Consider the following 24,668-nt stretch of genomic DNA (forward strand, 5'->3'; position numbering starts at 1 on the left):
TGCCCCGCGCGGCATTTTTGTATCTGCACCCCGGAGAAACCTTGCCCTTTGCCCAGCGCTCACGCGGCTCGGCAAAAGAACAGGACTTCTCACAAAACGCGGTCACTGTGGGAGCGGCCTTGTGGCGCGATTGGGGTGCGAAGCGCCCCAAAGATTGCAGCTTCGCCGCATGATTCGCGGGGCCGCTTTGCGGCCCGTTCGCGACACAAGGCCGCTCTCACAAAAATCACGCCAACACCACATAATGTGCCTTAAAAATAAAAAGCCACAACATGTAGTGCCATCCGCTTTTTGCCGCTACACTCCCTTCCCATAGCAAGCCACACAAACCCGGTGAACGGACGCACGCATTTCCGGTCGAAAAAGTTACCCTCGCCCGCAAGAGACGCGCCCCGATCCAAGGCGAAATCCGATATACTTCGCCCCCTCTGAAAAGAGCACCATTCAATTGTCCTGGCCCCTCCCCGAGGCCTGGCCAGGTACAAGCCAGAACACATTCAGATGTAAACGAGAGCCAGCCTCTCGAGCTGTCCATTCGCCGTTACGGCCTTGCGTCAGGCATCACATTCTTTAAATCCAAGCGGTTGCCCCAGGGCAACCCTCAAGCAGGAGCCAAACCATGCTGAGCTGGGACGAATTCGACAAAGAAGACGGCGAAGTAGCCGCCAAAGGCAACAACCCTGCGCAGGCCGCTGCCGCCGCCACCCTCGACAAGCTCGACAGCGCCGGCGGTGCCGCCGCCCTGGAAGCCCGTGCGGCCACCGCTGCTGACTCCGACGCGGTCAAACGTGCCAAGGCAGCCCTCGACGCCCTCGACGTTGCCGAAGGCCTAGCCGAACTGGAAGGCTCCTCGGCCCGCGTTGCGGTTGATGAAAAGCGCATGATCAACTGCCGTGCCGACCTCAACCAGCTGGTACCGTTCAAGTACGACTGGGCCTGGCAGAAGTACCTGGACGGCTGCGCCAACCACTGGATGCCGCAAGAGGTCAACATGACCGCCGACATCGCCCTGTGGAAGAGCCAGGACGGCCTGACCGAAGACGAGCGCCGCATCGTCATGCGCAACCTGGGCTTCTTCTCCACCGCCGACTCGCTGGTTGCCAACAACCTGGCCCTGGCCGTGTACCGCCTGATCACCAACCCCGAGTGCCGCCAGTACATTCTGCGCCAGGCCTTCGAGGAGGCGATCCATACCCACGCCTACCAGTACTGCATCGAGTCGCTGGGCATGGATGAAGGCGAGATCTTCAACATGTACCACGAGATCCCGTCGGTCGCGAAGAAAGCCGCCTGGGGCCTGAAGTACACCCGCGCCATTTCCGACCCGGAGTTCAACACCGGCACCGTCGAAACCGACAAGGAGCTGCTGCGCAACCTGATCGCCTACTACTGCGTACTGGAAGGCATCTTCTTCTACTGCGGCTTCACCCAGATCCTGTCCATGGGCCGCCGCAACAAGATGACCGGCGTTGCCGAGCAGTTCCAGTACATCCTGCGTGACGAGTCGATGCACCTGAACTTCGGTATCGACGTGATCAACCAGATCAAGATCGAGAACCCGCACCTGTGGGATGCGGCGATGAAGGAAGAAGCGACCCAGATGATCCTGCAAGGGACCCAGCTGGAGATCGAATACGCCCGCGACACCATGCCACGCGGCGTACTGGGCATGAACGCAGCGATGATGGAGGACTACCTCAAGTTCATCGCCAACCGTCGTTTGACCCAGATTGGTCTGAAGGAAGAGTACCCGGGGACTACCAACCCGTTCCCGTGGATGAGCGAGATCATGGACTTGAAGAAAGAGAAGAACTTCTTTGAGACGCGGGTGATTGAGTATCAGACTGGTGGGGCGTTGAGCTGGGATTGATCGTCCGGGCTGAGCATCGAGAAGGCTGCCGAATGGCAGCCTTTTTTATTAGCGCAGGAATTGCAAAACAGGAAGCATCCTACAAGCTTCGCGATTGTCACTTTGAAGGCGTCGCGATAACGTTTCATGGCGCTTAAGAACGCTCACGCAGCGGAACCCCGTTCCCGTTAGCAACGGCTCTCCAACTTCAGGATGGCCAAGCATGGACAGTCTCAATACACCTACCCTCTTCACCCGCCACAACCGCCCTCTTCACACGCTCTGGCTAGAATCCGAAGCCTGGTTCTGCGCCCACGAACTCGGCCGGCTGAGCGGGCATTTCTTCGACGAACACTGCATGCGCAAGCTCGACCCGGACCAGTACCGCACGGTGCAGTTGCTGCGCTATGGCAAGTATCAGGAAACCACGATGGTCAGCGAGTCCGGGGCCTATACCTTGCTGGCGCATCACCATGTTCCGGAGAACCGCCATCTGCGCTGGTGGCTGACGCATGAGGTGGTGGCGGTGCTGCGGGATGGGCAGGCGGACGGGGTTGAGGATGCGCCGCGGCTGGGGCAGATGTGCTGGCCTGGGGGAAGGACGGCGACGTTGTTGTATTGGCAGAGTGAGCCGTGGGTCAGGATGCGGGACATGCCGATGGTGCTGGCGGCTGAAAGTGATGAGGTAACGCCGCTGCTGAAGCGCAGGATCAATTGGAAGGAATGTGCTCAGCGGGCTCTCAGGTTACATGGGGTGTAGCTGACCTGTGGCGGAAACTGTGGGAGCGGGCTTGCCCGCGAACACCGGCGAAGCCGGTGCCAGACACCGCGTCGCTTGCTTCGCAGGCAAGCCCGCTCCCACAGGTTTTGCGTATCGCCCAAGGCATGGATGTGCCAACACTGTGGGGGTTGATTACGCCGCGCGCCATCAGCGAGCCTCTACTCATTCACCACCTCGAAATCGGACGCTCTTCGAATCATAAGAGCTGCTATAGTGGTTTTTAAACCATATAAGCACTGTCTTAGCAGGTCTTAAAATGAATGTTTTTCCTTTGGCATGTGCCGACAGGCTAATGAAGATAGGGCTTCTGGCGAAAACAAGGCGCCTTGAACGGAAAATTCGCCAAAAAGACTTGGCAGCCCAATCCGGATTGTCCATTACTACCCTTGCCAAGATCGAATCAGGTACGCCTACCGTAGAGATGCGCAGCTACATGATCGCGCTGTGGCACCTGGGCTTGCTGGACGAGGTATTCCAGGACGTGCCGATGTCCGCACCCGCTTCCTTCGCAACCGAGCACAGGGTACGCCTGAAGAGCGTGACCGGGGATGACTTCTGATGACTGTCATCTACCTTTACATGCAGATGCCAGGCTCGCTGGAAGTGCGCACCATCGGGCGGTTGAGCGTAGAGAACAACGTAGGCGAGTTCGTCTACAACCCGGCCCATGTCGAAGCAGGTGGTTGGGTACCGGATGCGTCGCGCTACCCGCTTCGAACGCAACCTTATGAACGCATTACCAAGAACCGGGGTATACCTGGGTTTATCCGGGACGCGGCCCCCGATGGCTGGGGCGAGCGCCTGGTTGCGCGAGAGCATGGTGACCAGCAAGATGCCATTGGCTTCATTTTGAGATCACCAAACCATGACCGCACGGGCAACCTCATGGCTGGCGCCGGCCGTAAACCTCCTGCAGGTATCGGCCAGGCCGGACTGGGTAAGATCACCCAGCTGGACGCCTTCATACAATTTGCGGATGGCGTGCAGGGTGGATTCCCGCAGAACACCGATAAAGCCACCAAAGCAACCTTGCAGCAGCGCTCGTCACTGGGCGGGGCTCGTCCCAAATGCACGCTGATAAATGAAAACAGGCTGCTGCTGGCCAAGCCGCGCGACCGCTACGATACCTACGATGTGCCGGCACTCGAACATGCGTGCATGACATTCGCAGCGAGCAAGGGCATGAACGTGGCGCAGGTGCAGTTGCATCGGGGGCGGGTCAACACATTGCTGGTCGAACGCTTCGACCGGTCGCCAGCTGGCGACGGACATTTCTACCGCGTCCCCATGTTGAGCGGTTTGACATTGCTCGACAGTGACTGGAACAACCAGATGAGCTGGGCACAGGAATGGCACTATGGCTTGCTGGCAGACGAAATGAGCCGGCGCGGCGTGCCTCACAGTGACCTTCAGGAGCTTTTCAAACGCATCTGCTTCAACATTCTGGTCGGCAACGATGATGACCACCCCAAGAATGTAGCCGTGCTTTTCTTGAATGGCAGTTGGCGGCTGTCACCCATGTATGACGTGCTGCCAACGACCGAGGGGGCTGCGCCCTCCAGCCTGGCCATGGGCATCGGGAGTTTCGGAAAGGAACTGTCGCGGCGCAATCTGCTCAGCCAGGTAGGCCACTATGGCCTGTCTCACGCTCAGGCGGAATCCATCATTGATGAGGTGGCTGGATGGGAAGCTGAATTAGCGGCCCATTATCGGCGGTACTTGCAGCCGGCAGAACTGGAGCAGGCATTGGTTGCCATAGGCGCTGATAAGCTGCGCACTTGATTCTGCCGAGATAAGGCGGAGTGACAAGAGACCTCGCCCACGCCGACAGGAGGGGTACGGCACACTCAGTTGCCATGTGCCGGGACTGGACTTGCCAGTCTACGTGGTCGTGGGCGAGGTCGGCTTGAGTATAGATTGATCTTGGACGAAACCAACCCTTTGCAAAAGTCGCCGAAGACTCACCAGCTTGGAGTCAGCGTCCGTAGCTCCTAAAAAAACAACCATTAATCAAAAAACCGACTTGATAATTGAAATACGGGAATTATCAACGGCCGGCTGGGGGCGCGTTGCGCCCCTTCCCAATAGGTCCGGCGTTACGGAAAGGCCGCGCCTGCATGGGTCGCGCAGGGCATCAGGCGGTGGTTTGTGCCTGCTGGGTTTCCAGCAGGTTATGCAAGGTATTGAGGAACAGGTCGAAGCTGATGATGCCGGTCGAAACGGTCGACAGCACGGTCTGACCGTTTTCGTCCTTGATCACCACCTGCTCGCTCCACTGGTTGAGGTCAACATTGCGCAGGCTGCTCAACGCCACCTTGCGGCCAGCCACGTCGAGCGCTTCGCGAGTGATGGTCAGCGGTTTGGTGGTGACATTGAAGAAGTCGCCGCTCATGCGCTTGCCCCAAACCTGGGACGTTTCGAGGTAGTTAAACTGCACCGCCCCGCCGCTTTGCAGGGTGGCGAATACTGCTGGCAGGCGTTCGTTCAGGTACAGCTCGCGTACCTGCTCAAGAAACACATAAAGCTTTTGCAGGTGTGGGTTGACCCGGCGAAACGGCTCACTGGCGTTACGGCGATAAGCGAGATTGTTGATCAGGCCGGCTATGGCAGTCTGCCCAGAAGCGAATAGGTAGAAGTCGCCCATCTCGCTGAAAGGCACATAATCGCGCTGGTTGCCGATGATCTGGCAGATGCCTTTCTCATAAACCTCATAACGGGCAGCGCGCAGTTTCTTCTGCCACAGCGCCAGGGCGAACATCACCCCACCGAGCACCGCCAGCAAGGCGATGGTGGAATAGAACAGGCTTTGCGGGCCGTTGAAGTTCTGGCCGCTGGTAGCACTCAGGTAGCCGACGAAAGCGGCCAGGCCCAGGAAGATACTGCCCAGCATAAGCATGCAGACGATCAGCGCCTTGCCATAACCATAACTGCCGAGCAGCTTGCCGGCGGACGTGACTGGGGTGGGTTGCATGGGGAAGCCTCCTTGCTTGGGGAAATGGACGTCATGTCATAGTTGGCGCTCAGACACCAATTGGAGCGCGTAGTTCAGTGCCAACGCGGTTCAGGCTAGTGCTTTAGCCCAAGCTCTGCCGACAGCCGCGCGGTCACGCCTTTGACCACCGGTACCAGCTCGCGCATCTTTTCCTCAGGCATGTAAGGCACCGTACTGGCCACACTGACCGCCGCCACGATCCGCCGGCTGGCATCACGTACCGGCGCCGCCACGCAGCGGATCGACGGTTCATTGTCCTCCAGGTCGAAGGCATAACCGCCCGCCCCATACTCGACCATACGCTGCTCGAACTGCGCCCAGGTTTGCGCGGCGTGGTGCGGCCAGAACGCGCTTTTGCCACCTGCCGGCAGGCTGGTTTCATACAACCTCTGCCACTCGGCCGGGGTGTCGTCGAGCATCAGCGCCTTGCCGATACCCGTGCGCGCCAGCGGCATGCGGTGGCCGACCCGGGAGCGCATCTCCGGCCCGTTGCGCCCCGGGGTCTTGTGCAGGTACAGCACCTCATCGCCTTCGCGGACCGCCAGGTGGATGGTGTCGCCGGTCAGCGCCGAGAGCTCGTCGAGGTACGGCCCGGCAAGGGTGACCAACGGCAGCTCTTCTCGGGCCTGGAAGCCGAGTTCGATCAGTTTGGGGCCAAGCAGGTAACCGACCTGGGGCACCACACGCAGGTAGCGCTCGTCCACCAGGCAACTGACCAGGCGGTGGGTGGTGCTGCGGGTGGTGCCGATGTGCTGGGCGATGTCCTTGAGGTCGCGCGCGCCTGCGGCCACGGCCTGCACAACGGCCAGGCCGCGCAGCAGGGTCTGGGTGCCGGTAGGGGCGGTTTTGGTAGGGTCTTCCTGCATGTGCGGCCTTTATCGAAGTGCGTATGGGCGGGCGACATTATGTTCACCCGCAGGGCGCGGCTACAACTCGATACGCTCGACCTTGCCGACCAGCAGGATGTACGACAGCGCGCCTAGCAGGGCCAACGCGGCGATGTAAGTGATCGCCGGGGCGAACGAATCGCCGCTGGCAAGGAAGCCGATCACGATGGGTGTGACGATCGCCGACAAGTTGCCGATGAAGTTGAACACCCCGCCGGTCAGCCCGAGCAGGCGCGCCGGGGCCAAGGTAGAAACCAGCGACCAGGTGATCGAGGCAAGGCCGTTACCGAAGAACGCCAGCGCCAGGAAGGCAATCACCAGCGGGGTGGAGTCGACGAAGTTGGCGCCAATGATGGCGGTGGAAATCAACAGGCCGCTGATGATCGGCAGCTTGCGCGCAAGGCCCACGCTGGCCCCACGGCGGATCAGCCAGTCGGAGAAAAAGCCCGAACACAGCACCCCGACAAAGGCGGCGAGAAACGGCAACGAGGCCAACATGCCGGACTTGATGAAGTCCATGCCGCGGTACTTCACCAGGTAGGTCGGGAACCAGGTGAGGAAGAACCACAGTGTCGAATTCAGGCAGAACTGGCCGAGGTAAATGCCCCAGAGCTTGCGCTGTGTCAGCACGATGCCCAGGTCGGCCCAGCTGAACCTGGCCTTGGTCTTGGCCTGCTCCTGCTGGATATCCACCAACCCGCCACCTTCGCGGATCAGTTCGATCTCGGCCTCATTGGCACCCTTGAAATCGCGCGGTTCGCGATACACCGCGTACCAGATCACGCCCCAGAGGATGCCCACCGCGCCGGTGGCGACGAACACCATGTGCCAGCCGAACGCATGCTGCAGCCAGGCCAGCACCGGGGTCAGGAATGCCAGGCCGACGAACTGCCCAGAGGTGTAGAAGCCAATGGCCGTGGCCCGCTCCCGCTCGGGGAACCACGTGGTGACCACGCGGCTGTTGATCGGGTAGGCCGGCGCCTCCAAGGCGCCGACCGCCATGCGCAGCACGAACAGCGCGATGAAGCTGGCGGCGAAACCGAGCATCACGGTGGCCAGCGACCACAGCACCAGCGCCACGGTATACAGAATGCGCGGTGGTACGCGGTCGACCAGCCAGCCGCCTGGGATCTGCATGGCGGCGTAGGTCCAGCCAAACGCCGAGAACACCAGGCCGACGTGAATCGGGTCGATGCCCAACTCGCTGGTCAAGGCCGGTGCGGCAATGGACAGATTGCTGCGGTCCAGGTAGTTGATCACCACCGTGATGAACAGCAGCACCATGATGAAAAAGCGCTTGCGGCTGGGCGCCGACAGGGTCGCCTGCCCGGTAAGGGTATGCGGGTGCATGAGCAGTGCCTCTTGTTATGGTTATTGAGGTCGTTTCAGCGCAGTTGGGGCCAGGCAGTCACCACTCGGCAAAGCTGCCATCGGCGTGGCGCCACACCGGGTTGCGCCAGCGGTGGCCGACAGCGGCGCGCTCGATCACGTAATCCTCGTTGATCTCGATGCCCAGACCAGGACCGTTGGGGATCTTGACCATGCCCTGCTGGTAGTCGAACACGCCGGGGTCGCGCACATAGTCGAGCAGGTCGTTGCTCTCGTTGTAATGAATGCCCAGGCTCTGCTCCTGGATGAAAGCGTTGTAGCAGGCAGCGTCGAGCTGCAGGCAGGCCGCCAGGGCGATCGGGCCCAGCGGGCAGTGCAGCGCCAGGGCGACGTCGTAGGCCTCGGCCATGTTGGCGATCTTGCGGGTTTCGGTGATGCCGCCGGCATGCGACGCGTCTGGCTGAATGATGTCGACGTAGCCTTCGCTGAGCACGCGCTTGAAGTCCCAGCGCGAGAACAGCCGCTCACCCAGGGCAATCGGGGTGCTGGTCAGCGGCGCCAGTTCTTTCAACGCTTCGTAGTTTTCACTGAGCACCGGCTCTTCGATGAACATCAGCTTGTAAGGGTCGAGTTCCTTCATCAGCACCTTGGCCATGGGCTTGTGCACGCGGCCATGAAAGTCCACGCCAATGCCCACGTTCGGCCCCACCGCATCGCGCACGGCGGCGACGTTGGCCAACGCCTGGTCGACCTTGTCGAAGGTGTCGAGGAACTGCAGTTCCTCGGTGCCGTTCATCTTCACGGCGGTGAAACCACGCGCCACGGCCTCTTTTGCCGCTTGCGCGGTGTCAGCGGGGCGATCGCCGCCGATCCACGAATACACGCGGATCTTGTCGCGCACCTGGCCGCCGAGCAGGTCGCTGACCGACACACCCAGCGCCTTGCCCTTGATGTCCCACAACGCTTGGTCGATACCCGCCAGGGCGCTCATGTGGATGGCACCACCGCGGTAGAAGCCGCCGCGGTAGAGCACGGTCCAGATATCCTCGATGTTGCGCGGGTCCTTGCCGATCAGGTAATCGGACAGTTCCTCGACGGCGGCAGCCACGGTGTGGGCCCGGCCCTCGACAACAGGCTCGCCCCAGCCGGTGACGCCCTGATCGGTTTCGACCTTGAGGAAGCACCAGCGCGGCGGAACGATGAAGGTGGTCAGCTTGGTAATTTTCATCTGCTTGTCTCTCTTGTTGGATGCAGTGCAGGGCCGGCTCAGCGCAGGCTCTGCCAGGCGCTCACGTAAGCCTTGGCAGCGGCCTCGACCTGTTCAGGGGTCATGCCTGGCTTGTACAGGCCGGAGCCCAGGCCGAAGCCCCGGGCGCCAGCGGCATGGAACTGCTGCAGGTTGCCGGGGGTGATGCCGCCGACCGGCGCCAGCACGGTGCCGGCGGGCAGCACGGCAAGCCAGGCCTTGACCACCGCCGGGCCCAGTTGCTCGGCTGGGAACAGCTTGAGCACGTCGGCCCCTTGCGCCAAGGCGGCAAAGGCTTCGGTCGGTGTGGCGACGCCCGGTGCCAGGTACAGGCCTGCCGCCTTGGCAGCACGCAGTACATGAGGGTCGCTGTGGGGCATGACGATCAACTGGCCGCCCGCCTCTTTCACCTGCGCGACCTGGGCCGGCGTCAGCACGGTACCTGCACCGATCAGGCAATCGGCAGGTAGGGTGCGACGCAGCAGGCGGATACTGGCGAACGGGTCAGGCGAATTGAGCGGTACTTCGATGATGCGAAAGCCGGCGCTGTAGAGCACTTCGCCAACCGCAGCCGCTTCATGCAGTTGCAAACCGCGCAGAATCGCAATCAGGCCATTGTGTGCCAATGCTTGTTCGAGCATGTCGAGCTCCCTTCAGGATGAATGAACCAGGCCGGCGGCGAGCGCCAGTTGCCAAAGACCGCGCTCGGTGGCCTGCTCGGCGACACTCACATGGGTGAAGCCGCATGCCTGCAGGGCCCGGCTGTAACGCGCGCACAGCGGGCCGTTGCCGATCAGCAGGATCCCAGGCAGATGCACACTGTGGCGCCGCTGGCGTTGCAGTTTGGCCAGGGCTGAAAGTTCGTGACCGATCAGTAAACCCGACAAGTAATCAGGCTGGGCGCTGGCGCTCAGCTCACCGGTCAGGCCTAGGGTGCGGGCGCTGAACAGGGTGGACAGCGGGCCGATTTCCCCCTCGGCGGAGCAGGCGGCCTGCACACCGAGGTCGAAGGCTGGCGCATCGAACGCGGCGCCGCGTTGCTGGGTACGGCCGAGGATGCTGTGCGCGCTGAGCACGGCGAAAATTTCGCCGGTCATGAAGGTATCGAAATGGACGATGCAGCCATCGACGACCTCTACCCATTTCGAATGACTGCCGGGCAGGCCAATGAGCAGGTCATCGGTGTTCACCCCAGGCAGCGCGCCCAGCACCTGCGTCTCTTCACCCCGCATGACATTGGGCAGGCGCGCGTGCTGGATCACGCCGGGCACGATATGCACCTCGACGCCGCGAAGGCTGCCGACAGTTTGCAGCGCGCCACCGAGGTTGGCGACGCTGGCCGGGGTTTCGCGGTACACGGCCTCGCGCCAGCCCTGGGCGCTGCCGACCATGCCACAGGCAATCACGGGCAGCCCGGGCTGGGCGTCGAGCCAATCGCCACAGGCGTCGTCGAATGCCAGTTCGAAACCGTCATTGCAAAGTTGGCCGTTGATCAGGCGCGGGGCTTTTGGCAAGTGCATGATGCCGCTGGGCAGGGTGCGCACATCCAGCACCTGGCCTTGCGCGGCGAGTTTGTAAGCACGAAGGGAGGTGGTTCCCCAGTCGAGCGCGATCAATTGCGCCTGCATCGCTTCACCTGTTCTGTTTTTGGCAGTGAGTGAGGCGACTATAAACCTGGGCGAAGGAAAATTCCAATATGTAAAACACAATCCCACATATAGGGATTTTGCGTTCGCTTTATGGAAGGTAACTGGGTCGCGACATGCCGGCCATCAAAAAAGCCTGTGAAACCAAGCGCCGGCCGCGCGGTGCTCGGTATCACAGGCCTTGAACCTGCCGCGGCTTACTCCGGCAGGGCGAACGCCATCACATAGTCCCCTTGCCGGGTACCCAAAGAGCCATGCCCGCCGGCCATCACCAGCACGTACTGGCGACCATCCTTGCCGGTGTAGGTCATCGGCGTGGTCTGGGCACCTGCCGGCAGGCGCCCTTCCCAAAGCACCTTGCCATCGCGCACGTCATAGGCGCGCAGGTACTGGTCGAGGGTACCGCTGAGGAACGCCAAACCGCTGGCGGTGGTGAAGCTTCCGCCCAGGCTCGGCACGCCCATGGTCAGCGGGATCGGAATGGGCGAGCTGTCTCGCACGGTGCCGTTTTTGTGCTTCCAGATCACCTTGTGGGTGGTCAGGTCCACTGCCGCCACATAACCCCAGGCCGGTGCCTGGCAAGGCAGCCCCAGCGGCGACAGGAAAGCGCCCATGATCACGCCGTAAGGCGCGCCCTTGTTGGCCTGGATACCTTCGGTCTCACTCTTGCGCGCCGGCTGCCCGGCGATTTTCGAGGCAGGCACCAACTGCGACTTGAAGGCCATGTAGCTGGGGTTGACGAAAGCAATCTGGCGTACCGGATCGACCGAAATGCCCCCCCAGTCGAAGACACCGAAGTTGCCCGGGTAGACCAGCGAGCCCTGCAACGATGGTGGGGTGTAGATGCCGTCATAACGCAGCGAACGGAAGTCGATGCGGCACAGCATCTGATCGAACGGCGTTACCCCCCACATGTCTCGCTCACGCAGGGTAGGCGGCATGAAATTGAGCTCGGACATCGGCTGGGTCGGTGCGGTGTGATCACCTTCCACGGCGCCTTGCGGTACCGGGGTTTCGTGGATGGGCACCAGCGGCTGACCGTTGCTGCGGTCCAGCACATAGATGCTGCCCTGCTTGGTCGATGCCATTACTGCCGGTTTGACGCCTTCGGCGGTCTTGATGTCGACCAGGCTCGGCTGGCCACCGACATCCATGTCCCACAAGTCGTGATGGGTGAACTGGTAGTTCCAGCGCACCTTGCCGGTAGCGATGTCCAGGGCCACCAGGCCGGCACTGAATTTCTCCGCCTCTGGCGTGCGGTTGCCGCCCCACTGGTCGGGCATCTGGTTGCCCATGGGCAGGTACAGCAGGCCGAGCTTCTCATCGGCGCTGATCACCGACCACACGTTTGGCGAGTTGCGGGTGTAGAACTGGCCGTCACTGATCGGCGCCGTGGCGTCGGGGTTGCCGCTGTCCCAGTTCCACACCAGCTGGCCGGTGATCGCATCATAGGCGCGGACGACGCCGGACGGCTCGTCGGTGGAAACGTTGTCGGTGACATGACCGCCAAGTATCACCAGGCCGCCGGCCACGGTGGGTGGCGACGTGGAGTAATAGCCACCGGGGGCGAAGCTGCCGATGTTGCGGGTAAGGTCGATCTGGCCGTTATCGCCAAAGCCGGCGCACTGTTGGCCGGTATCAGCATCCAGCGCGATCAGGCGGGTGTCGGCGGTGGGTACGTAGATGCGCTTGGCGCAGGCCTGCCCCTGCGCGGGGCTCGCTTGCGAGCTGGCCGTGTCGTAATAGGCCACGCCGCGGCAGGTCATGTGCGCCCAGCCTTTGAAGTTGGCCGCATTCTGCGTGCTGAGCTTGGGATCGAAACGCCAGATCTCCTTGCCGCTGTCGGGGTCCAGGGCAATCACCTGGCTATGCGGGGTGCATACGTAGAGCTTGCCGTTGACTTTCAGCGGGGTGTTTTCCGCCGTGGTCTCGCCCGGGTCGTTTGGCCCGGGGATATCACCGGTGCGGTAGGTCCAGGCCAGCTTGAGCTTGCCGACGTTCTGCGGGGTGATCTGCTTGAGTGGCGAGTAACGGTCGCCAAACTCGGTACGCCCGTAGGACTGCCAGTCACCGTCAGGTATTGCCGGTGCCGTGCTGGTGGTGCCTGCCGTGTCGCGGTCCAGGCGGCCTACCACGGTGTCGGGCTGGGTGAACTGGCTGGCCAGCGCCATCAGGCCCGCGGCCGCCACGCCCACACTCAATACCCCTGTACCGAGGGGATAAGGCTGCCCCTGCGTCAACGGCCTGCGCAGCCAAGGCAATAACAACACCAGGCCAAGGACGAACCAGAGGGCCAGCCGGGGGACCAGTTGCCACCAGTCCAGGCCCACCTCGACCAACGACCAGAGCGAACTCAGCAACAGCACGACGCCATAAACGCTCAACGCCTCACGGCGGCCAGCCAGTAACAAGGCTGCGGTAATTGCCAAGCCAACGCCGGCCAGCAGGTAATACAGCGAACCGCCAAGGGTTGCCAGTTTGATGCCGCCGGCCAGCAAGGCCAGGCCCATCAGCAAAAAAACCACGCCTAGCAATCTGGGCAGCAAGCGTGAGGGGTGTGAAGCACGGGTGGTGCTCATCGGTGAAATCTCCGTTTCCATGGGACTGAATCAATAAGACATCCAGCAACGAAGAATAGTATTACTAAATGATTCTGCGACAAACTGACGCACTCGAGGGAGAGCGTTGCGACAAATGCAACAATTCGCATGTGGTCATAGTATGACTAACGCTCATTGCGAAGCCCGAGCTAGAGCCTGCGCTTGATCCCTCCTCGCTGAAAGTAGCTGATTTCCGGCTACGAACGCCGTTGACAGCTGGTTTTTCACTTGTTAAAAAAGCCAAAGTTGTACGACAACACATAACAAAAACAACATCAGCGGAAGCAACCCATGTCGAAAATCTGCCAGACCACCCTCCCCTGTGCGCTGCTGGGCGCCAGCCTGCTCAGCTGCCTGCCGGGCACCAGCCTCGCCCAAGGTTTCATCGAAGACAGCAAAGCCGTGCTGGGCCTGCGCAATTTCTATATCAACCGCAACTTCACCAACCCCGCCAACCCACAAAGCAAAGCCGAAGAATGGACCCAGAGCGTGATCCTCGATGCCCGTTCCGGTTTCACCGAGGGCCCGGTGGGTTTTGGCGTAGACGTGCTGGGGCTGTGGTCGGTGAAGCTCGATGGCGGGGGCGGCACCTATGGCACCGCGCTGCTGCCACGCCACGACGATGGGCGGCCGGCGGATGACTTTGGCCGGCTTGCCGTGGCGGGCAAGGCGCGCATTTCGAAAACCGAACTGAAGATCGGCGAATGGATGCCGGTACTGCCAATTCTGCGTGCGGACGACGGGCGTTCACTGCCGCAAACATTGCGTGGCGGGCAGGTCACGTCCAACGAGATTGCCGGGCTGACCTTGTACGGCGGCCAGTTCCGCGCCAACAGCCCGCGCAACGACGCCAGCATGGAGGACATGAGCTACGGCGGCGCGGTGTCGGACCGCTTCAATTTCGTCGGGGGCGAGTACAGGTTCAACCAAGAGCGCACCCTGGTCGGGCTGTGGAATGCGGTGCTCAAGGACGTGTACCAGCAGCAATACCTGCAACTGAGCCACAGCCAGCCGCTCGGCGACTGGACCCTGGGCGCCAACCTGGGCTATTTCCAGGGCGATGAGGACGGTTCCAGGCGCGCTGGCCAGCTGGACAACAAGACGTACTCGGGGATGTTCTCCGCCAAATACGGCGGCAGCACCTTCTGGGTCGGGCTGCAGAAGGTCGATGGCGATGCCTGGATGCGGGTCAATGGCACCAGTGGCGGGACCCTGGCCAATGACAGCTACAACGCCAGCTTCGACAACGCCAACGAACGCTCGTGGCAGGTGCGCCATGACTTCAACTTCGTCACCGTCGGCGTGCCGGGGCTGACCTTGATGAACCGCTACATCAGCGGCCGCGACGTGCACAGCGGGGTGGTGACGGATGGCAAGGAATGGGTCCGTGAGACTGAACTGGCGTATGTGATCCAGAGCGGAGCGTTCAAGGATTTGAGTGTGAAATGGCGCAATTCGTCGATTCGGCGGGACTACAGCAATAACGAGTTCGATGAGAACCGGTTGATTTTCAACTACCCGTTGTCATTGCTGTAAGGCTTTACGCAGCTCATTTCGCGACACGAGGCCGCTCCTACAGGGCACGCGCATAACACCAAACTGACATTGCGTTGTCATTGACAACACTGAATCGCACCGCCAATAATCACAAAAGTCATACGACAACCTACAACAATTAACAACAAGAGCCGGTCATGACCACTACCCCCCTCAAACGCCTGCTGCTCACCGGAGCCGCAGGCGGCCTGGGCAAGGTCCTTCGCGAACGCCTGCAAGGCTGCGCCGAGGTCCTGCGCCTTTCCGACATCAACCCCATGGCCCCAGCCGCTGGCCCCCACGAAGAAGTGGTCACCTGCGACCTGGCCGACAAGGCAGCCGTGCATGCCCTGGTCGAAGGCGTCGATGCCATCGTGCACTTCGGCGGGGTGTCTACCGAGCATTCGTTCGAAGAGATTCTCGGCCCCAATATCTGCGGCGTGTTCCATGTCTACGAGGCGGCACGCAAGCATGGGGTGCAAAGGGTGGTCTTCGCCAGCTCCAACCATACCATCGGCTTCTACCGCCAGGACGAGCGCATCGACGCGCATGCCCCGCGCCGCCCTGACAGCTACTACGGGCTGTCCAAGTGCTATGGCGAAGATGTCGCCAGCTTCTATTTCGATCGTTACGGCATCGAAACCGTCAGCCTCCGCATCGGCTCTTCGTTCCCCCGGCCACAGAACCCGCGCATGCTCTGCACGTGGTTAAGTTACGACGACCTGGTGCAATTGATCGAGCGCGGCCTGTTCACGCCGAACGTCGGCCACACCATTGTCTACGGTGCCTCTGGCAACCGCACCGTGTGGTGGGACAACCGCCATGCCGCACACTTGGGCTACGTGCCCAAGGACAGCTCGGAGCCCTTCCGCGCAGCGGTTGAAGCCGAGCCGGCGCCTGCCGCCGATGACCCGAGCATGGTCTATCAGGGCGGCGCATTTGCCGTGGCCGGACCGTTCAACTGACCGCACGCGCCAGGAGGCACGGCCATGGACTGTGAACTGATCGTCGACGCCCGCAACGGCACCGGGGAAAGCCCCGTGTGGCACCCTAGCGAGCAGGCCTTGTATTGGGTCGACATACCCGCGCGCCAGTTGCACCGCTGGCGGCCGGTGGATAACACGCACCAGGTCTGGCAGGGCGACCAGATGCTCGCCTGTATCGCCCGCTGTGAGGACGGCTGGATCGCCGGCATGGAAAGCGGCATCTTCCACATTCAAACCAGGGCCGACGGCAGCCTGGCCAGCCGTGTGCTCAGCGGCGTGACGCATGCCCAGCCGGGCATGCGCTTCAACGATGGCCGCTGCGATCGCCAAGGGCGCTTCTGGGCCGGCAGCATGCTGCTGGACATGCAGCAAGGCGCCCAGGTAGGGGCACTGTACCGGCTTGATCGCGAGGGCCATTTGCACCTGCAGCAAGCGGGCCTGATCGTGCCCAACGGGCTGGCTTTCAGCCCCGACGGCACACGCATGTACCTGTCTGATTCGCACCCCAGCGTGCAGAAGGTCTGGGCCTTCGACTACGACACCGACACAGGCACACCCCATAACCCGCGGCTGTTCGTGGACATGCGCAAATACCCCGGCCGCCCCGACGGTGCCGCCATCGACCAGGACGGCTGCTATTGGATATGCGGCAATGACGCCGGGCAGATCCACCGGTTCACCCCTGACGGGCGCCTGGACCGCTCGCTCAGCGTACCGGTGAAGAAGCCGGCGATGTGCGCCTTCGGTGGCGCCAACCTCGACACCCTGTACGTCACCTCGATCCGCCCGGCAGGGGTCGACCTTGGCGACCAGCCGCTGGCGGGCGGGGTATTTGCCCTCAACCCAGGCACCAAGGGCCTGGAGGAGCCAGCCTGGCGGGGCTGAGCCCCGCGACGCGCACCACACCCTTTGCACGCCCGAAACCAGATAATAAAAACCACGGAGTTTCATCATGACGTTCAAACGCAAGCTGCTTCTTGCCGTACTTCCCTTCGCCTGCAGCGTGGCCATGCCCGTTTCGGCGCTGGACATCAAGTTCGCGGAAATTCACCCCGCCGGCTACCCCACGGTGGTGGCCGAGCAGAACATGGGCAAGAAACTGGAACAGGCCAGCAATGGCGACATCACCTTCAAGATGTTTGCCGGCGGTGTGCTGGGCTCGGAGAAGGAAGTGATCGAACAGGCGCAGATCGGCGCCGTGCAGATGACCCGCGTCAGCCTGGGGATCGTCGGCCCGGTGGTGCCGGATGTGAACGTGTTCAACATGCCGTTCGTATTCCGCGACCACGACCACATGCGCAAGGTCATCGATGGCGAGATCGGCCAGGAAATCCTCGACAAGATTACCAACTCCGACTTCAACCTGGTGGCCCTGGCCTGGATGGATGGTGGCTCGCGCAGCCTCTACACGAAAAAGCCGGTGCGCAGCCTGGAAGACCTGAAGGGTATGAAGATTCGCGTGCAGGGCAACCCGCTGTTCATCGATATGATGAACGCCATGGGTGGCAACGGGATCGCCATGGACACCGGGGAAATCTTCAGCGCGCTGCAGACCGGGGTAATCGACGGCGCCGAGAACAACCCGCCGACCCTGCTCGAACACAACCACTACCAGAGTGCCAAATACTTCACCCTGACCGGCCACCTGATCCTGCCCGAGCCGGTGGTGATGTCCAAGACCACCTGGAACAAGCTCACCCCCGAACAGCAAGCGCTGGTGAAAAAGGTAGCGCGTGAGGCGCAGATGGAAGAGCGGGTGCTGTGGGATGCGAAAACGGCCAGCAGCGAAGAGAAGCTCAAGGCCGCCGGTGTCGAGTTCATCACCGTCGACAAGAAACCCTTCTACGACGCGACCGCACCGGTCCGGGAAAAATACGGCGCGCAATACGCCGACCTGATGAAACGTATCGACGCGGTGCAGTAAGCGCGACCTTTCCTACCGACCTCGGCAGGGCCGCGTCAGCCGCCCTGCCGCTTTGGTGATGCCCATGAAAAACCTCTTTCTGCGTGCCAACGACACGTTGTACCGCGCCTGTATCTGGGTCGCCGGCCTGTCGATCCTGAGCATGTCGCTGATCATCCCGTGGGGCATCTTCGCCCGCTATGTACTCGGCACCGGGGCCAGCTGGCCAGAGCCAGTGGCCATCTTGCTGATGGTGGTGTTCACCTTCGTTGGCGCCGCCGCCAGCTACCGCGCCGGGGCGCACATGGCGGTGGCGATGATCACCGACCGCCTGCCACCGCTGCAGCGCCGGCTGGTGGCCCTGCTGGTGCAGGTGCTGATGGTTCTGGTGTGCCTGTTCATGACCTGGTACGGCACCCAGCTGTGCATCACCACCTGGAACCAGTTTCTGGCCTCCCTGCCCAGTGTGCGGGTGGGCATGACCTATGCGCCGATCCCGGTCGGTGGCGTGCTGACCTTGGTATTTGTGCTGGAAAAACTCCTGCTGGGCGACCAGAGCCACCGCAAAGTGGTGCGCTTCGACCAACTGGAAGAAAACGAAGGAGCGGCGTAAATGGATGCGTTCATTCTGTTGGGCAGTTTCATTGCGCTCATCCTGCTGGGCATGCCCGTGGCCTATGCCCTGGGCCTTTCGGCGCTGATCGGCGCCTGGTGGATCGACATACCGCTGCAAGCGATGATGATCCAGGTGGCCAGCGGGGTTAACAAATTCTCGCTGCTGGCCATTCCGTTCTTCGTGCTGGCCGGCGCCATCATGGCCGAAGGCGGCATGTCACGCCGGCTGGTGGCCTTTGCCGGGGTGCTGGTGGGTTTCGTGCGCGGCGGCCTTTCGCTGGTCAACATCATGGCCTCGACGTTCTTTGGTGCGATTTCGGGCTCGTCGGTGGCAGACACCGCCTCGGTGGGCTCGGTGCTGATCCCGGAGATGGAGCGCAAAGGCTACCCGCGCGAGTTCTCTACCGCCGTGACGGTCAGCGGCTCGGTACAGGCGCTGCTGACCCCGCCCAGCCACAACTCGGTGCTGTACTCGCTGGCGGCGGGCGGCACGGTCTCGATCGCCTCGCTGTTCATGGCCGGGGTAATGCCGGGGTTGCTGCTGAGCGCGGTGATGATGGGCCTGTGCCTGCTGTTCGCCAAGAAGCGCAACTACCCCAAGGGTGAGGTCATCCCGCTGCGCCAGGCGCTGAAGATTGCCGGTGAGGCACTGTGGGGCCTGATGGCCATGGTGATCATCCTGGGCGGTATCCTCTCGGGCGTGTTCACTGCGACCGAGTCGGCAGCCGTGGCGGTCGTCTGGTCATTCTTCGTGACCATGTTCATCTACCGTGACTACAAGTGGCGCGACCTGCCCACGCTGATGCACCGCACGGTGCGCACCATCTCGATCGTGATGATATTGATCGGCTTCGCGGCCAGCTTTGGCTACGTGATGACGCTGATGCAGATTCCATCGAAGATCACCACGGCGTTCCTCACCCTGTCGGACAACCGCTATGTGATCCTGATGTGCATCAACTTCATGTTGCTGCTGCTGGGCACGGTGATGGACATGGCGCCGCTGATCCTGATCCTTACGCCGATCCTGTTGCCGGTGATCACCGGCATCGGCGTGGACCCGGTGCATTTCGGCATGATCATGCTGGTGAACCTGGGGATTGGCCTGATCACACCGCCGGTGGGCGCCGTGTTGTTCGTCGGCTCGGCGGTGGGCAAGGTGAGTATCGAATCGACGGTCAAGGCGATGGTGCCGTTCTACCTGGCACTGTTCCTGGTGCTGATGGCGGTGACCTACATTCCGGCCATTTCGCTGTGGCTGCCTAGCGTGGTGCTGTAAATAAAAGCGGGGCCGCTTTGCGGCCCATCGTCGGCAAGCCAGCTCCCACAGGTATTGCGCAAGCCTAACAGCGGTGCTGTCCTGTGGGAGCTGGCTTGCCGGCGATGGGGTGCTGAGCAGCCCCCTTGGCCCTACCTGCAAACGGATCCTGCACATGGCTGTCCCTTCCTCTGCTCCCCCGCTGTTCCCGCGCAAGCTGGCCATCGCCCTGCTGGCTCTGCTTGCCTGCTCATTCGCCGGTAACCACATCGCCGCACGCATCGCCTTCGATGACGGCACCGGCGTGCTGCTGGCCATACTCTGCCGTTCCGGCCTCACCTTCCTGGTGCTGGCCGGGGTACTGCTGTGGCAACGCCAGGCGCTGGCGCTGCCCGCTGGCACCCACCGCTGGCAACTGCTGCTTGGCTTGCTCATCGCCACCCAGAGCCTGTGCCTTTATTCGGCGGTGGCGCGCATTCCGGTGGCCCTGGCCTTGCTGGTGGGCAATACCTTCCCGATGCTGCTGGCGTTGCTGACCTGGGCGCTGGGCGGTGCGCGCCCCACTGGCCGCACCGTGCTGTTCATGGGCTTGATCCTATGCGGCCTGGTGTTGGCGCTGGATGTGCCGGCACGCCTGGCCGACAGCGGTGCGGGCAACCCGCACTGGGGGCAGGGGGTCAGCCTGGCCTTCGGCGCCGCTTGTGCCTTTGCATGCGCGTTGTGGATCACCGACCACAAGCTGGCTAGCGTGCGGGGCCCGGTACGCAGCCTGCTGACCCTGCTGATCGTGTTCTCCAGCATGCTGCTCGCGGGCGCCAGCGGGGTGATGCCGGCCGGTTTGTCGCTGCCGGGCAGCAGCAGTGGCTGGGTGGCGCTGGCCAGCCTGGTGCTGCTGTACGGGCTGGCGTTCAGCTTGCTGTTCGTCTGCGTACCCAGGCTGAACATGGCGCAAAACGCCCCGGTGATGAACGTCGAACCCATCGCCACTTTACTGCTGGGTTGGGCCCTGCTCGACCAGCAACTGGGCCCGCTGCAATTGCTCGGCGGCGCCGTGGTGGTATGCGGCATCGTGCTGCTGACTTACCGGCGGGCCAATTGATCGCTCTGCTCCAGAGGAACCTTGCATGGCTGTGACCACTCTGCACCTGCAGGACCGCCTGACCCGCCTGAGCCTGGCGCCGGAATTGGGTGCCAGCCTGGTCAACTGGCAGGTCAAGGCAACCGGGCAGGCACTGCTGCGCCACTCCGACGCAGCTGCCTTGGCCAGCGCCGCGCCCAGGCGGCTGGCTTGCTACCCACTGGCGCCTTGGTCCAATCGGGTTGCCGAGGGTGGTTATGCCCGGCCGCAGGGCTGGCAGGCGTTGGCGCCGAATACCGAGCACGACCCCTATCCCATTCATGGCAGCGCCTGGCAGCAAGCCTGGCACGTTGCGCATCACAGCGAACAGCGCGCACGGTTGACGCTGGACAGTACCGTACCCTTCGCCTACCAGGCCGCGCTGGATATACACCTGCATGAAGGCTGCCTGACCCTGGACCTGCATGTGACGCACCGGGATGATTCGGCCAACTGGTATGGGTTGGGCCTGCACCCTTATTTTCCGCGCTACCCGGCTACCAGGCTGTCTGCGCCCGCGCGCCAGGTGTGGCTGGCCGAGGCTGGGCGCTTGCCGTCGTATCAGGCCACGGTGCCCGAGCCGTGGCGGTTCGAAGCACTGGGCCACCTGCCCGAGACGCTGGTCGACCACGCCTTCAGTGGCTGGCCGGGGCACTGTGTGATCGAACAGCCGGGGGCTGGCTACCGGCTGGCCTGTCGCGCCAGCGGGGCGGAGCACTTCTTGCTGTTCTGCCCGCTGGGGCAAGGCTTCTTCTGCTTCGAGCCGGTCAGCCACCCGGTCAACGCCCATCACCTGCCCGGCCGGCCCGGGCTGAGGCTGTTGCAACAGGGTGACACGATGAGCCTGGGGTTCAGCATGCAGTACCAAGCGTTGTAACGCGTTGTAGGCGCTACGTGCTCACTCCAGCTGCTGGTCCCGCAGCGCCTGCGCCAGCATGTCGATGAAGGTTCTGACCTTGGCCGACCCGTACTTGCTCTCGCGGTGCAGTATGTGAATCGGCCAGGGTGCTTCCTCATACTCGGCCAGAATCACCTGCAACTGCCCGCTCGCCAGTTCATCAGCCACCTGGTATGACAATAAACGGGCAATCCCCAAGCCACCGCAGGCCGCAGCGATAGCCCCATCATTGCTGGTCACCGTCAGCCGCGGTTTCATGCGCACCAACGTCGGCTCATCGGTCACGCCAAAGCGCCAGCCGGCTCGGGGGGACAGGTTGGTGGTACCGATCACCGCATGCCCGGCCAGGTCAGAGGGGTGCCTGGGCACACCGTGGCGCGCCAGGTAGTCGGGCGAAGCGCACAACATGCGCCGGACCTGACCGACCCGCAGGGCCTTCAACCCGGAGTCGGGCAACGGGCCGATGCGCACGGCTACATCCATGCCTTCCTCGACCAGGTTCACCACGCGGTCGAGAAAGTAGGCGGCGACGTCGACTTGCGGATACTGCTGCAGGTAGCGAACGATGCTGGGCATGACGAACTTCTTGCCGAACAGGATAGGTGCAGTCACCGCCAGGTCGCCCTTGGGTGTGGCATTGATGCCGGCCGCCGCTTCGTTGGCCTCGTGAATGCTGGCCAGGATATGCCGGGTGTCCTCCAGGTAGCGGCCGCCTGCCTCGGTCAGGCGCACGCTGCGAGTGGTACGCAGCAGCAGCTTGACCCCCAGCTGCTCCTCCAGGGCGCTGACGGCACGGGTGACGGCGGCCGGGGAGATGGCCAGGCGGCGGGCAGCAGCGGCGAAGCTGTCCAGCTCACCTACGGCGACGAATACCTTCATCAGGTGGATCTGGTCCATGCGAGCTCCTGGGGGCATGAGGTGCCGGGATTATTATTCATCTGGGTATTTTCTGCTGCCCGCGAGGAGGCGGGGCTGGTGTATCAGATGTCCAGCACCAGGGCCTGTACCCCCGCCTGCACCTGCGCCGGCACGGCACAACAGATCAACACCGACCCCGCCTCCGGTAGCTCTGCCGGTGGATTCGGGTAATGCACCTGGCCACTCACCAGTCTGGTCTTGCAGGTACCACACGAGCCACCCCGGCAGCTGAACTCCGGCGCCAGCCCGCGCGCCTCGGCCAGCTCCAGCAAGGTACCGCCGCCGGGTGCCCAGCGCGCCTCCTTGGCCGATGCCGCAAAGTACACCGGTACTGGCTCGCTGGCAGCGGGTGGCTGCTGCAAGGCGGGCTGGTCGGCGTCCATGTGCCGGCGCAACGTCGACGGCCCAAACGCTTCTGCGTGAATCCGCGCATCCGGCACATGCACGCCGCGCAACCCTTCATACAAGTCCTGGGTAAAACTGCCCGGTCCGCACAGGTAGAACTCGTAGTCGTCCAGCGCCAGCGCCGCTTTGACCTGCCCGATGCCCAGGCGCCCGGCAAACTCGTAATCCCGCCCAAGCAGCGCATGGCTTTCCGGCTGGCTCAGGGCGCGATGAATGTGCAGCAAGCCTGCGGCCCGTTGCCGCAAACTTGCCAGCTCCTGCCTGAACGGCAGGTCGGCCAGGCTACGCGCACCCTGGAACACGTGGATAGCCCGGGCCTGCCCATGGCTCAGTTGCTCACGCAGCATGGCCAGCAACGGCGTAATGCCTACGCCCGCGCCAATCAGCACCAACGGCCGCGTGCTCTGTATGTCGAGTGTGAAACTGCCCATGGGTGGGCGAACGTCAAGCACATCGCCTGGCGCGATGCGCGCATGCAGGTGGCGGGAAACCGGGCCCTGGGCTTTGACGCTGATGCGCCAATAGCCGTCGGAAGGTGCGCTGGACAAGCTGTAGGTGCGGATAAGCGGTGCCTCACCGTCGCGCTTGACCTGCACCGGTACATGTTGCCCGGGTGCAAACGCCACAGCGGTACCGTTGGGCGGCTGGAGGTAGAACGAACGGATATCGCGGCTCTCCTGCTCTACCCGCAGCACCCGCCAGGCTTGCCATTGGCGCTGCTGCTGACGTTGCTGCAAACGCGCATCGGCCTCGGCCCAGGTACCGGTCATCAGGCTGGTGGGGGCGTACGCCTTGAAGGCCCAGCGCAGGGAAACCGCAGCCGGCCGCCACACCACCTGGTCGACCTCCAGCGTCCACAGCCGCTCTGCACCTTCGAACGCCTGGATGGCCGGGCTTTCCAGCAGCACCTCGGCACGCCCGCCCACCTGCAGCACGTTGCCGTTACTGAAGTCGATGAACAGCAAACCTGCCCTCGGGTTGACCAACAAGTTGCCCAAGGTGTTGAAGTGCAGGTTACCGGCGTAGTCGGGGATGGTCAGCGTATTGCCTTGGACCCTGACGAATCCTGGCCGACCGCCTCGGTGGGACACATCCACCGAGCGCTGACCGGTGTCATGCTCGACATAGCTGGCGACGAAGAAGGTGTCGGCAGACTGGATCATACTGGCGGTCGTGGCATCCAGGAATGTCGCATCGATGCGCCCCTGGGCCGGTTCGGCGACGCGCGTGTAGTCGCGTAACTGGATGTATTGCGGGCAGTTGCCGAACGACTGCTCTACCGTCACCTGCAATTGCCCTGCGACCGCCTGGCGGATCTGCCCGTTGAGGCGGTTGCGCCGGCGGGTGTGCAGTTCGATGCCCAGCAGGCCGATTGCCTGCCCGGCGACCAACCCAGGGGTCGCCGGGTCATCGGCCGCTAGCCTGGTGTCAATGGTCAACTGGCGTGGGTCGGGCGAACTGACGAAACCTTCCGGCCCTTCCAGCAGCGTCGCCCAGGGCTGCCCCTGAGCGTCAACGCTGGCCGCCACCATGAACGGCAGCTGGTGATAGAACGTGCGGTGCTGGTCGGGCATGTAGTCACGAATGACCTTTTGCCCGAACGCCTCCATGCGCTCTGCTACACCGACCTTTTCCTGCAGGGTTTTCTCGCCCGCATGCCAGGGCGAGGGGCGGTGATCGGGGGACTGTTGCATGGTGGCGT

Annotated in this window: 21 protein-coding genes; 12 read left to right on the forward strand and 9 right to left on the reverse strand. The window is 62.7% G+C overall.

Going from position 1 to position 24,668, the window contains the following annotated elements:
• Positions 1-619 precede the first annotated feature (619 nt).
• The 4 genes from GEV39_RS18615 to GEV39_RS18630 all read left to right on the forward strand — a co-directional run bounded on the left by GEV39_RS18615 (position 620) and on the right by GEV39_RS18630 (position 4,412).
• Positions 620-1,870 carry a ribonucleotide-diphosphate reductase subunit beta gene (locus GEV39_RS18615; protein ID WP_029885549.1) on the forward strand — a complete coding sequence of 417 codons (1,251 nt, stop codon included), beginning with the start codon at positions 620-622 and terminating at the stop codon, positions 1,868-1,870.
• 202 nt (positions 1,871-2,072) lie between these two features.
• The gene (locus tag GEV39_RS18620; protein ID WP_173890785.1) at positions 2,073-2,609 is read left to right on the forward strand and encodes a BRO-N domain-containing protein; all 537 of its coding nucleotides are present in this window, start codon (positions 2,073-2,075) and stop codon (positions 2,607-2,609) included.
• Between the two features lie 313 nt (positions 2,610-2,922).
• Positions 2,923-3,189, forward strand: coding sequence for a helix-turn-helix domain-containing protein (locus GEV39_RS26210; RefSeq protein ID WP_283246111.1), 267 nt, complete (start codon positions 2,923-2,925; stop codon positions 3,187-3,189).
• Positions 3,189-4,412, forward strand: coding sequence for a type II toxin-antitoxin system HipA family toxin (locus GEV39_RS18630; RefSeq protein WP_173890786.1), 1,224 nt, complete (start codon positions 3,189-3,191; stop codon positions 4,410-4,412). The genes GEV39_RS26210 and GEV39_RS18630 overlap by 1 nt, the downstream gene beginning before the upstream one ends.
• A gap of 352 nt (positions 4,413-4,764) precedes the next feature.
• Here the strand turns inward: GEV39_RS18630 and GEV39_RS18635 are convergent, their stop codons facing one another.
• The 7 genes from GEV39_RS18635 to GEV39_RS18665 form a co-directional block, all read right to left on the reverse strand.
• Complete coding sequence (locus GEV39_RS18635) at positions 4,765-5,601, reverse strand: hypothetical protein (protein WP_173890787.1); 837 nt, start codon at positions 5,599-5,601, stop codon at positions 4,765-4,767.
• A 95-nt stretch (positions 5,602-5,696) separates the two neighbouring features.
• On the reverse strand, positions 5,697-6,488 hold the full coding sequence (locus GEV39_RS18640; RefSeq protein WP_173890788.1) for an IclR family transcriptional regulator: 792 nt from the start codon (positions 6,486-6,488) through the stop codon (positions 5,697-5,699).
• A 60-nt stretch (positions 6,489-6,548) separates the two neighbouring features.
• A complete protein-coding gene (locus GEV39_RS18645) occupies positions 6,549-7,859 on the reverse strand; it encodes an MFS transporter (protein WP_173890789.1) in 1,311 nt (436 codons plus the stop codon).
• A 58-nt stretch (positions 7,860-7,917) separates the two neighbouring features.
• Entirely contained in the window at positions 7,918-9,066 is a 1,149-nt protein-coding gene (gene dgoD, locus GEV39_RS18650; RefSeq protein ID WP_173890790.1) for a galactonate dehydratase, read from the reverse strand.
• Positions 9,067-9,104: 38 nt separating this feature from the next.
• Positions 9,105-9,725, reverse strand: a complete 621-nt coding sequence (locus GEV39_RS18655) for a 2-dehydro-3-deoxy-6-phosphogalactonate aldolase (protein ID WP_173890791.1) — start codon at positions 9,723-9,725, stop codon at positions 9,105-9,107.
• Positions 9,726-9,737: 12 nt separating this feature from the next.
• Positions 9,738-10,712: a 2-dehydro-3-deoxygalactonokinase gene (locus GEV39_RS18660; protein ID WP_173890792.1), complete on the reverse strand. Its 975-nt coding sequence runs from the start codon at positions 10,710-10,712 to the stop codon at positions 9,738-9,740.
• 215 nt (positions 10,713-10,927) lie between these two features.
• The gene (locus tag GEV39_RS18665) at positions 10,928-13,309 is read right to left on the reverse strand and encodes a glucose/quinate/shikimate family membrane-bound PQQ-dependent dehydrogenase (RefSeq protein ID WP_173890793.1); all 2,382 of its coding nucleotides are present in this window, start codon (positions 13,307-13,309) and stop codon (positions 10,928-10,930) included.
• A gap of 312 nt (positions 13,310-13,621) precedes the next feature.
• On the opposite strand from GEV39_RS18665, the gene GEV39_RS18670 reads away from it, so the two are divergent.
• From GEV39_RS18670 to GEV39_RS18705, 8 genes are all read left to right on the forward strand, one after another.
• Positions 13,622-14,866, forward strand: a complete 1,245-nt coding sequence (locus GEV39_RS18670; protein ID WP_173890794.1) for an OprD family porin — start codon at positions 13,622-13,624, stop codon at positions 14,864-14,866.
• A 158-nt stretch (positions 14,867-15,024) separates the two neighbouring features.
• Positions 15,025-15,831: an NAD-dependent epimerase/dehydratase family protein gene (locus GEV39_RS18675; protein WP_173890795.1), complete on the forward strand. Its 807-nt coding sequence runs from the start codon at positions 15,025-15,027 to the stop codon at positions 15,829-15,831.
• A gap of 24 nt (positions 15,832-15,855) precedes the next feature.
• Positions 15,856-16,737, forward strand: coding sequence for a glucurono-1,5-lactonase (locus GEV39_RS18680; RefSeq protein ID WP_173890796.1), 882 nt, complete (start codon positions 15,856-15,858; stop codon positions 16,735-16,737).
• Between the two features lie 67 nt (positions 16,738-16,804).
• Positions 16,805-17,776 (forward strand): TRAP transporter substrate-binding protein, encoded by a 972-nt coding sequence (locus GEV39_RS18685; RefSeq protein ID WP_029885563.1) that lies wholly within the window; start codon positions 16,805-16,807, stop codon positions 17,774-17,776.
• 64 nt (positions 17,777-17,840) lie between these two features.
• Positions 17,841-18,368 carry a TRAP transporter small permease gene (locus GEV39_RS18690; protein ID WP_173890797.1) on the forward strand — a complete coding sequence of 176 codons (528 nt, stop codon included), beginning with the start codon at positions 17,841-17,843 and terminating at the stop codon, positions 18,366-18,368.
• Positions 18,369-19,649 (forward strand): TRAP transporter large permease, encoded by a 1,281-nt coding sequence (locus GEV39_RS18695; protein WP_173890798.1) that lies wholly within the window; start codon positions 18,369-18,371, stop codon positions 19,647-19,649.
• 154 nt (positions 19,650-19,803) lie between these two features.
• Positions 19,804-20,727 (forward strand): EamA family transporter, encoded by a 924-nt coding sequence (locus tag GEV39_RS18700; protein WP_173890799.1) that lies wholly within the window; start codon positions 19,804-19,806, stop codon positions 20,725-20,727.
• 25 nt (positions 20,728-20,752) lie between these two features.
• Positions 20,753-21,622 (forward strand): aldose 1-epimerase, encoded by an 870-nt coding sequence (locus GEV39_RS18705; protein ID WP_173890800.1) that lies wholly within the window; start codon positions 20,753-20,755, stop codon positions 21,620-21,622.
• 21 nt (positions 21,623-21,643) lie between these two features.
• Here the strand turns inward: GEV39_RS18705 and GEV39_RS18710 are convergent, their stop codons facing one another.
• Together GEV39_RS18710 and GEV39_RS18715 are read right to left on the reverse strand one after the other, a co-directional pair.
• Positions 21,644-22,540: a LysR family transcriptional regulator gene (locus GEV39_RS18710; protein WP_173890801.1), complete on the reverse strand. Its 897-nt coding sequence runs from the start codon at positions 22,538-22,540 to the stop codon at positions 21,644-21,646.
• 83 nt (positions 22,541-22,623) lie between these two features.
• Positions 22,624-24,660 (reverse strand): pyridoxamine 5'-phosphate oxidase family protein, encoded by a 2,037-nt coding sequence (locus GEV39_RS18715; protein ID WP_173890802.1) that lies wholly within the window; start codon positions 24,658-24,660, stop codon positions 22,624-22,626.
• Positions 24,661-24,668: the final 8 nt, after the last annotated feature.

Origin of the sequence: Pseudomonas sp. NY5710, from assembly GCF_013305665.1 — a bacterium.
Lineage (GTDB): Bacteria > Pseudomonadota > Gammaproteobacteria > Pseudomonadales > Pseudomonadaceae > Aquipseudomonas > Aquipseudomonas juntendi.

Coding starts and splice junctions, on each gene's coding strand:
- GEV39_RS18670 (WP_173890794.1), top strand. CDS start 13,622: ATGTCGAAAATCTGCCAGACCACCCTCCCCTGTGCGCTGCTGGGCGCC.
- GEV39_RS18700 (WP_173890799.1), top strand. CDS start 19,804: ATGGCTGTCCCTTCCTCTGCTCCCCCGCTGTTCCCGCGCAAGCTGGCC.
- dgoD (WP_173890790.1), bottom strand. CDS start 9,066: ATGAAAATTACCAAGCTGACCACCTTCATCGTTCCGCCGCGCTGGTGC.
- GEV39_RS18630 (WP_173890786.1), top strand. CDS start 3,189: ATGACTGTCATCTACCTTTACATGCAGATGCCAGGCTCGCTGGAAGTG.
- GEV39_RS18715 (WP_173890802.1), bottom strand. CDS start 24,660: ATGCAACAGTCCCCCGATCACCGCCCCTCGCCCTGGCATGCGGGCGAG.
- GEV39_RS18710 (WP_173890801.1), bottom strand. CDS start 22,540: ATGGACCAGATCCACCTGATGAAGGTATTCGTCGCCGTAGGTGAGCTG.
- GEV39_RS18665 (WP_173890793.1), bottom strand. CDS start 13,309: ATGAGCACCACCCGTGCTTCACACCCCTCACGCTTGCTGCCCAGATTG.
- GEV39_RS18680 (WP_173890796.1), top strand. CDS start 15,856: ATGGACTGTGAACTGATCGTCGACGCCCGCAACGGCACCGGGGAAAGC.
- GEV39_RS18615 (WP_029885549.1), top strand. CDS start 620: ATGCTGAGCTGGGACGAATTCGACAAAGAAGACGGCGAAGTAGCCGCC.
- GEV39_RS18640 (WP_173890788.1), bottom strand. CDS start 6,488: ATGCAGGAAGACCCTACCAAAACCGCCCCTACCGGCACCCAGACCCTG.
- GEV39_RS18645 (WP_173890789.1), bottom strand. CDS start 7,859: ATGCACCCGCATACCCTTACCGGGCAGGCGACCCTGTCGGCGCCCAGC.
- GEV39_RS18690 (WP_173890797.1), top strand. CDS start 17,841: ATGAAAAACCTCTTTCTGCGTGCCAACGACACGTTGTACCGCGCCTGT.
- GEV39_RS18695 (WP_173890798.1), top strand. CDS start 18,369: ATGGATGCGTTCATTCTGTTGGGCAGTTTCATTGCGCTCATCCTGCTG.
- GEV39_RS18685 (WP_029885563.1), top strand. CDS start 16,805: ATGACGTTCAAACGCAAGCTGCTTCTTGCCGTACTTCCCTTCGCCTGC.
- GEV39_RS26210 (WP_283246111.1), top strand. CDS start 2,923: ATGAAGATAGGGCTTCTGGCGAAAACAAGGCGCCTTGAACGGAAAATT.
- GEV39_RS18705 (WP_173890800.1), top strand. CDS start 20,753: ATGGCTGTGACCACTCTGCACCTGCAGGACCGCCTGACCCGCCTGAGC.
- GEV39_RS18655 (WP_173890791.1), bottom strand. CDS start 9,725: ATGCTCGAACAAGCATTGGCACACAATGGCCTGATTGCGATTCTGCGC.
- GEV39_RS18675 (WP_173890795.1), top strand. CDS start 15,025: ATGACCACTACCCCCCTCAAACGCCTGCTGCTCACCGGAGCCGCAGGC.
- GEV39_RS18620 (WP_173890785.1), top strand. CDS start 2,073: ATGGACAGTCTCAATACACCTACCCTCTTCACCCGCCACAACCGCCCT.
- GEV39_RS18635 (WP_173890787.1), bottom strand. CDS start 5,601: ATGCAACCCACCCCAGTCACGTCCGCCGGCAAGCTGCTCGGCAGTTAT.
- GEV39_RS18660 (WP_173890792.1), bottom strand. CDS start 10,712: ATGCAGGCGCAATTGATCGCGCTCGACTGGGGAACCACCTCCCTTCGT.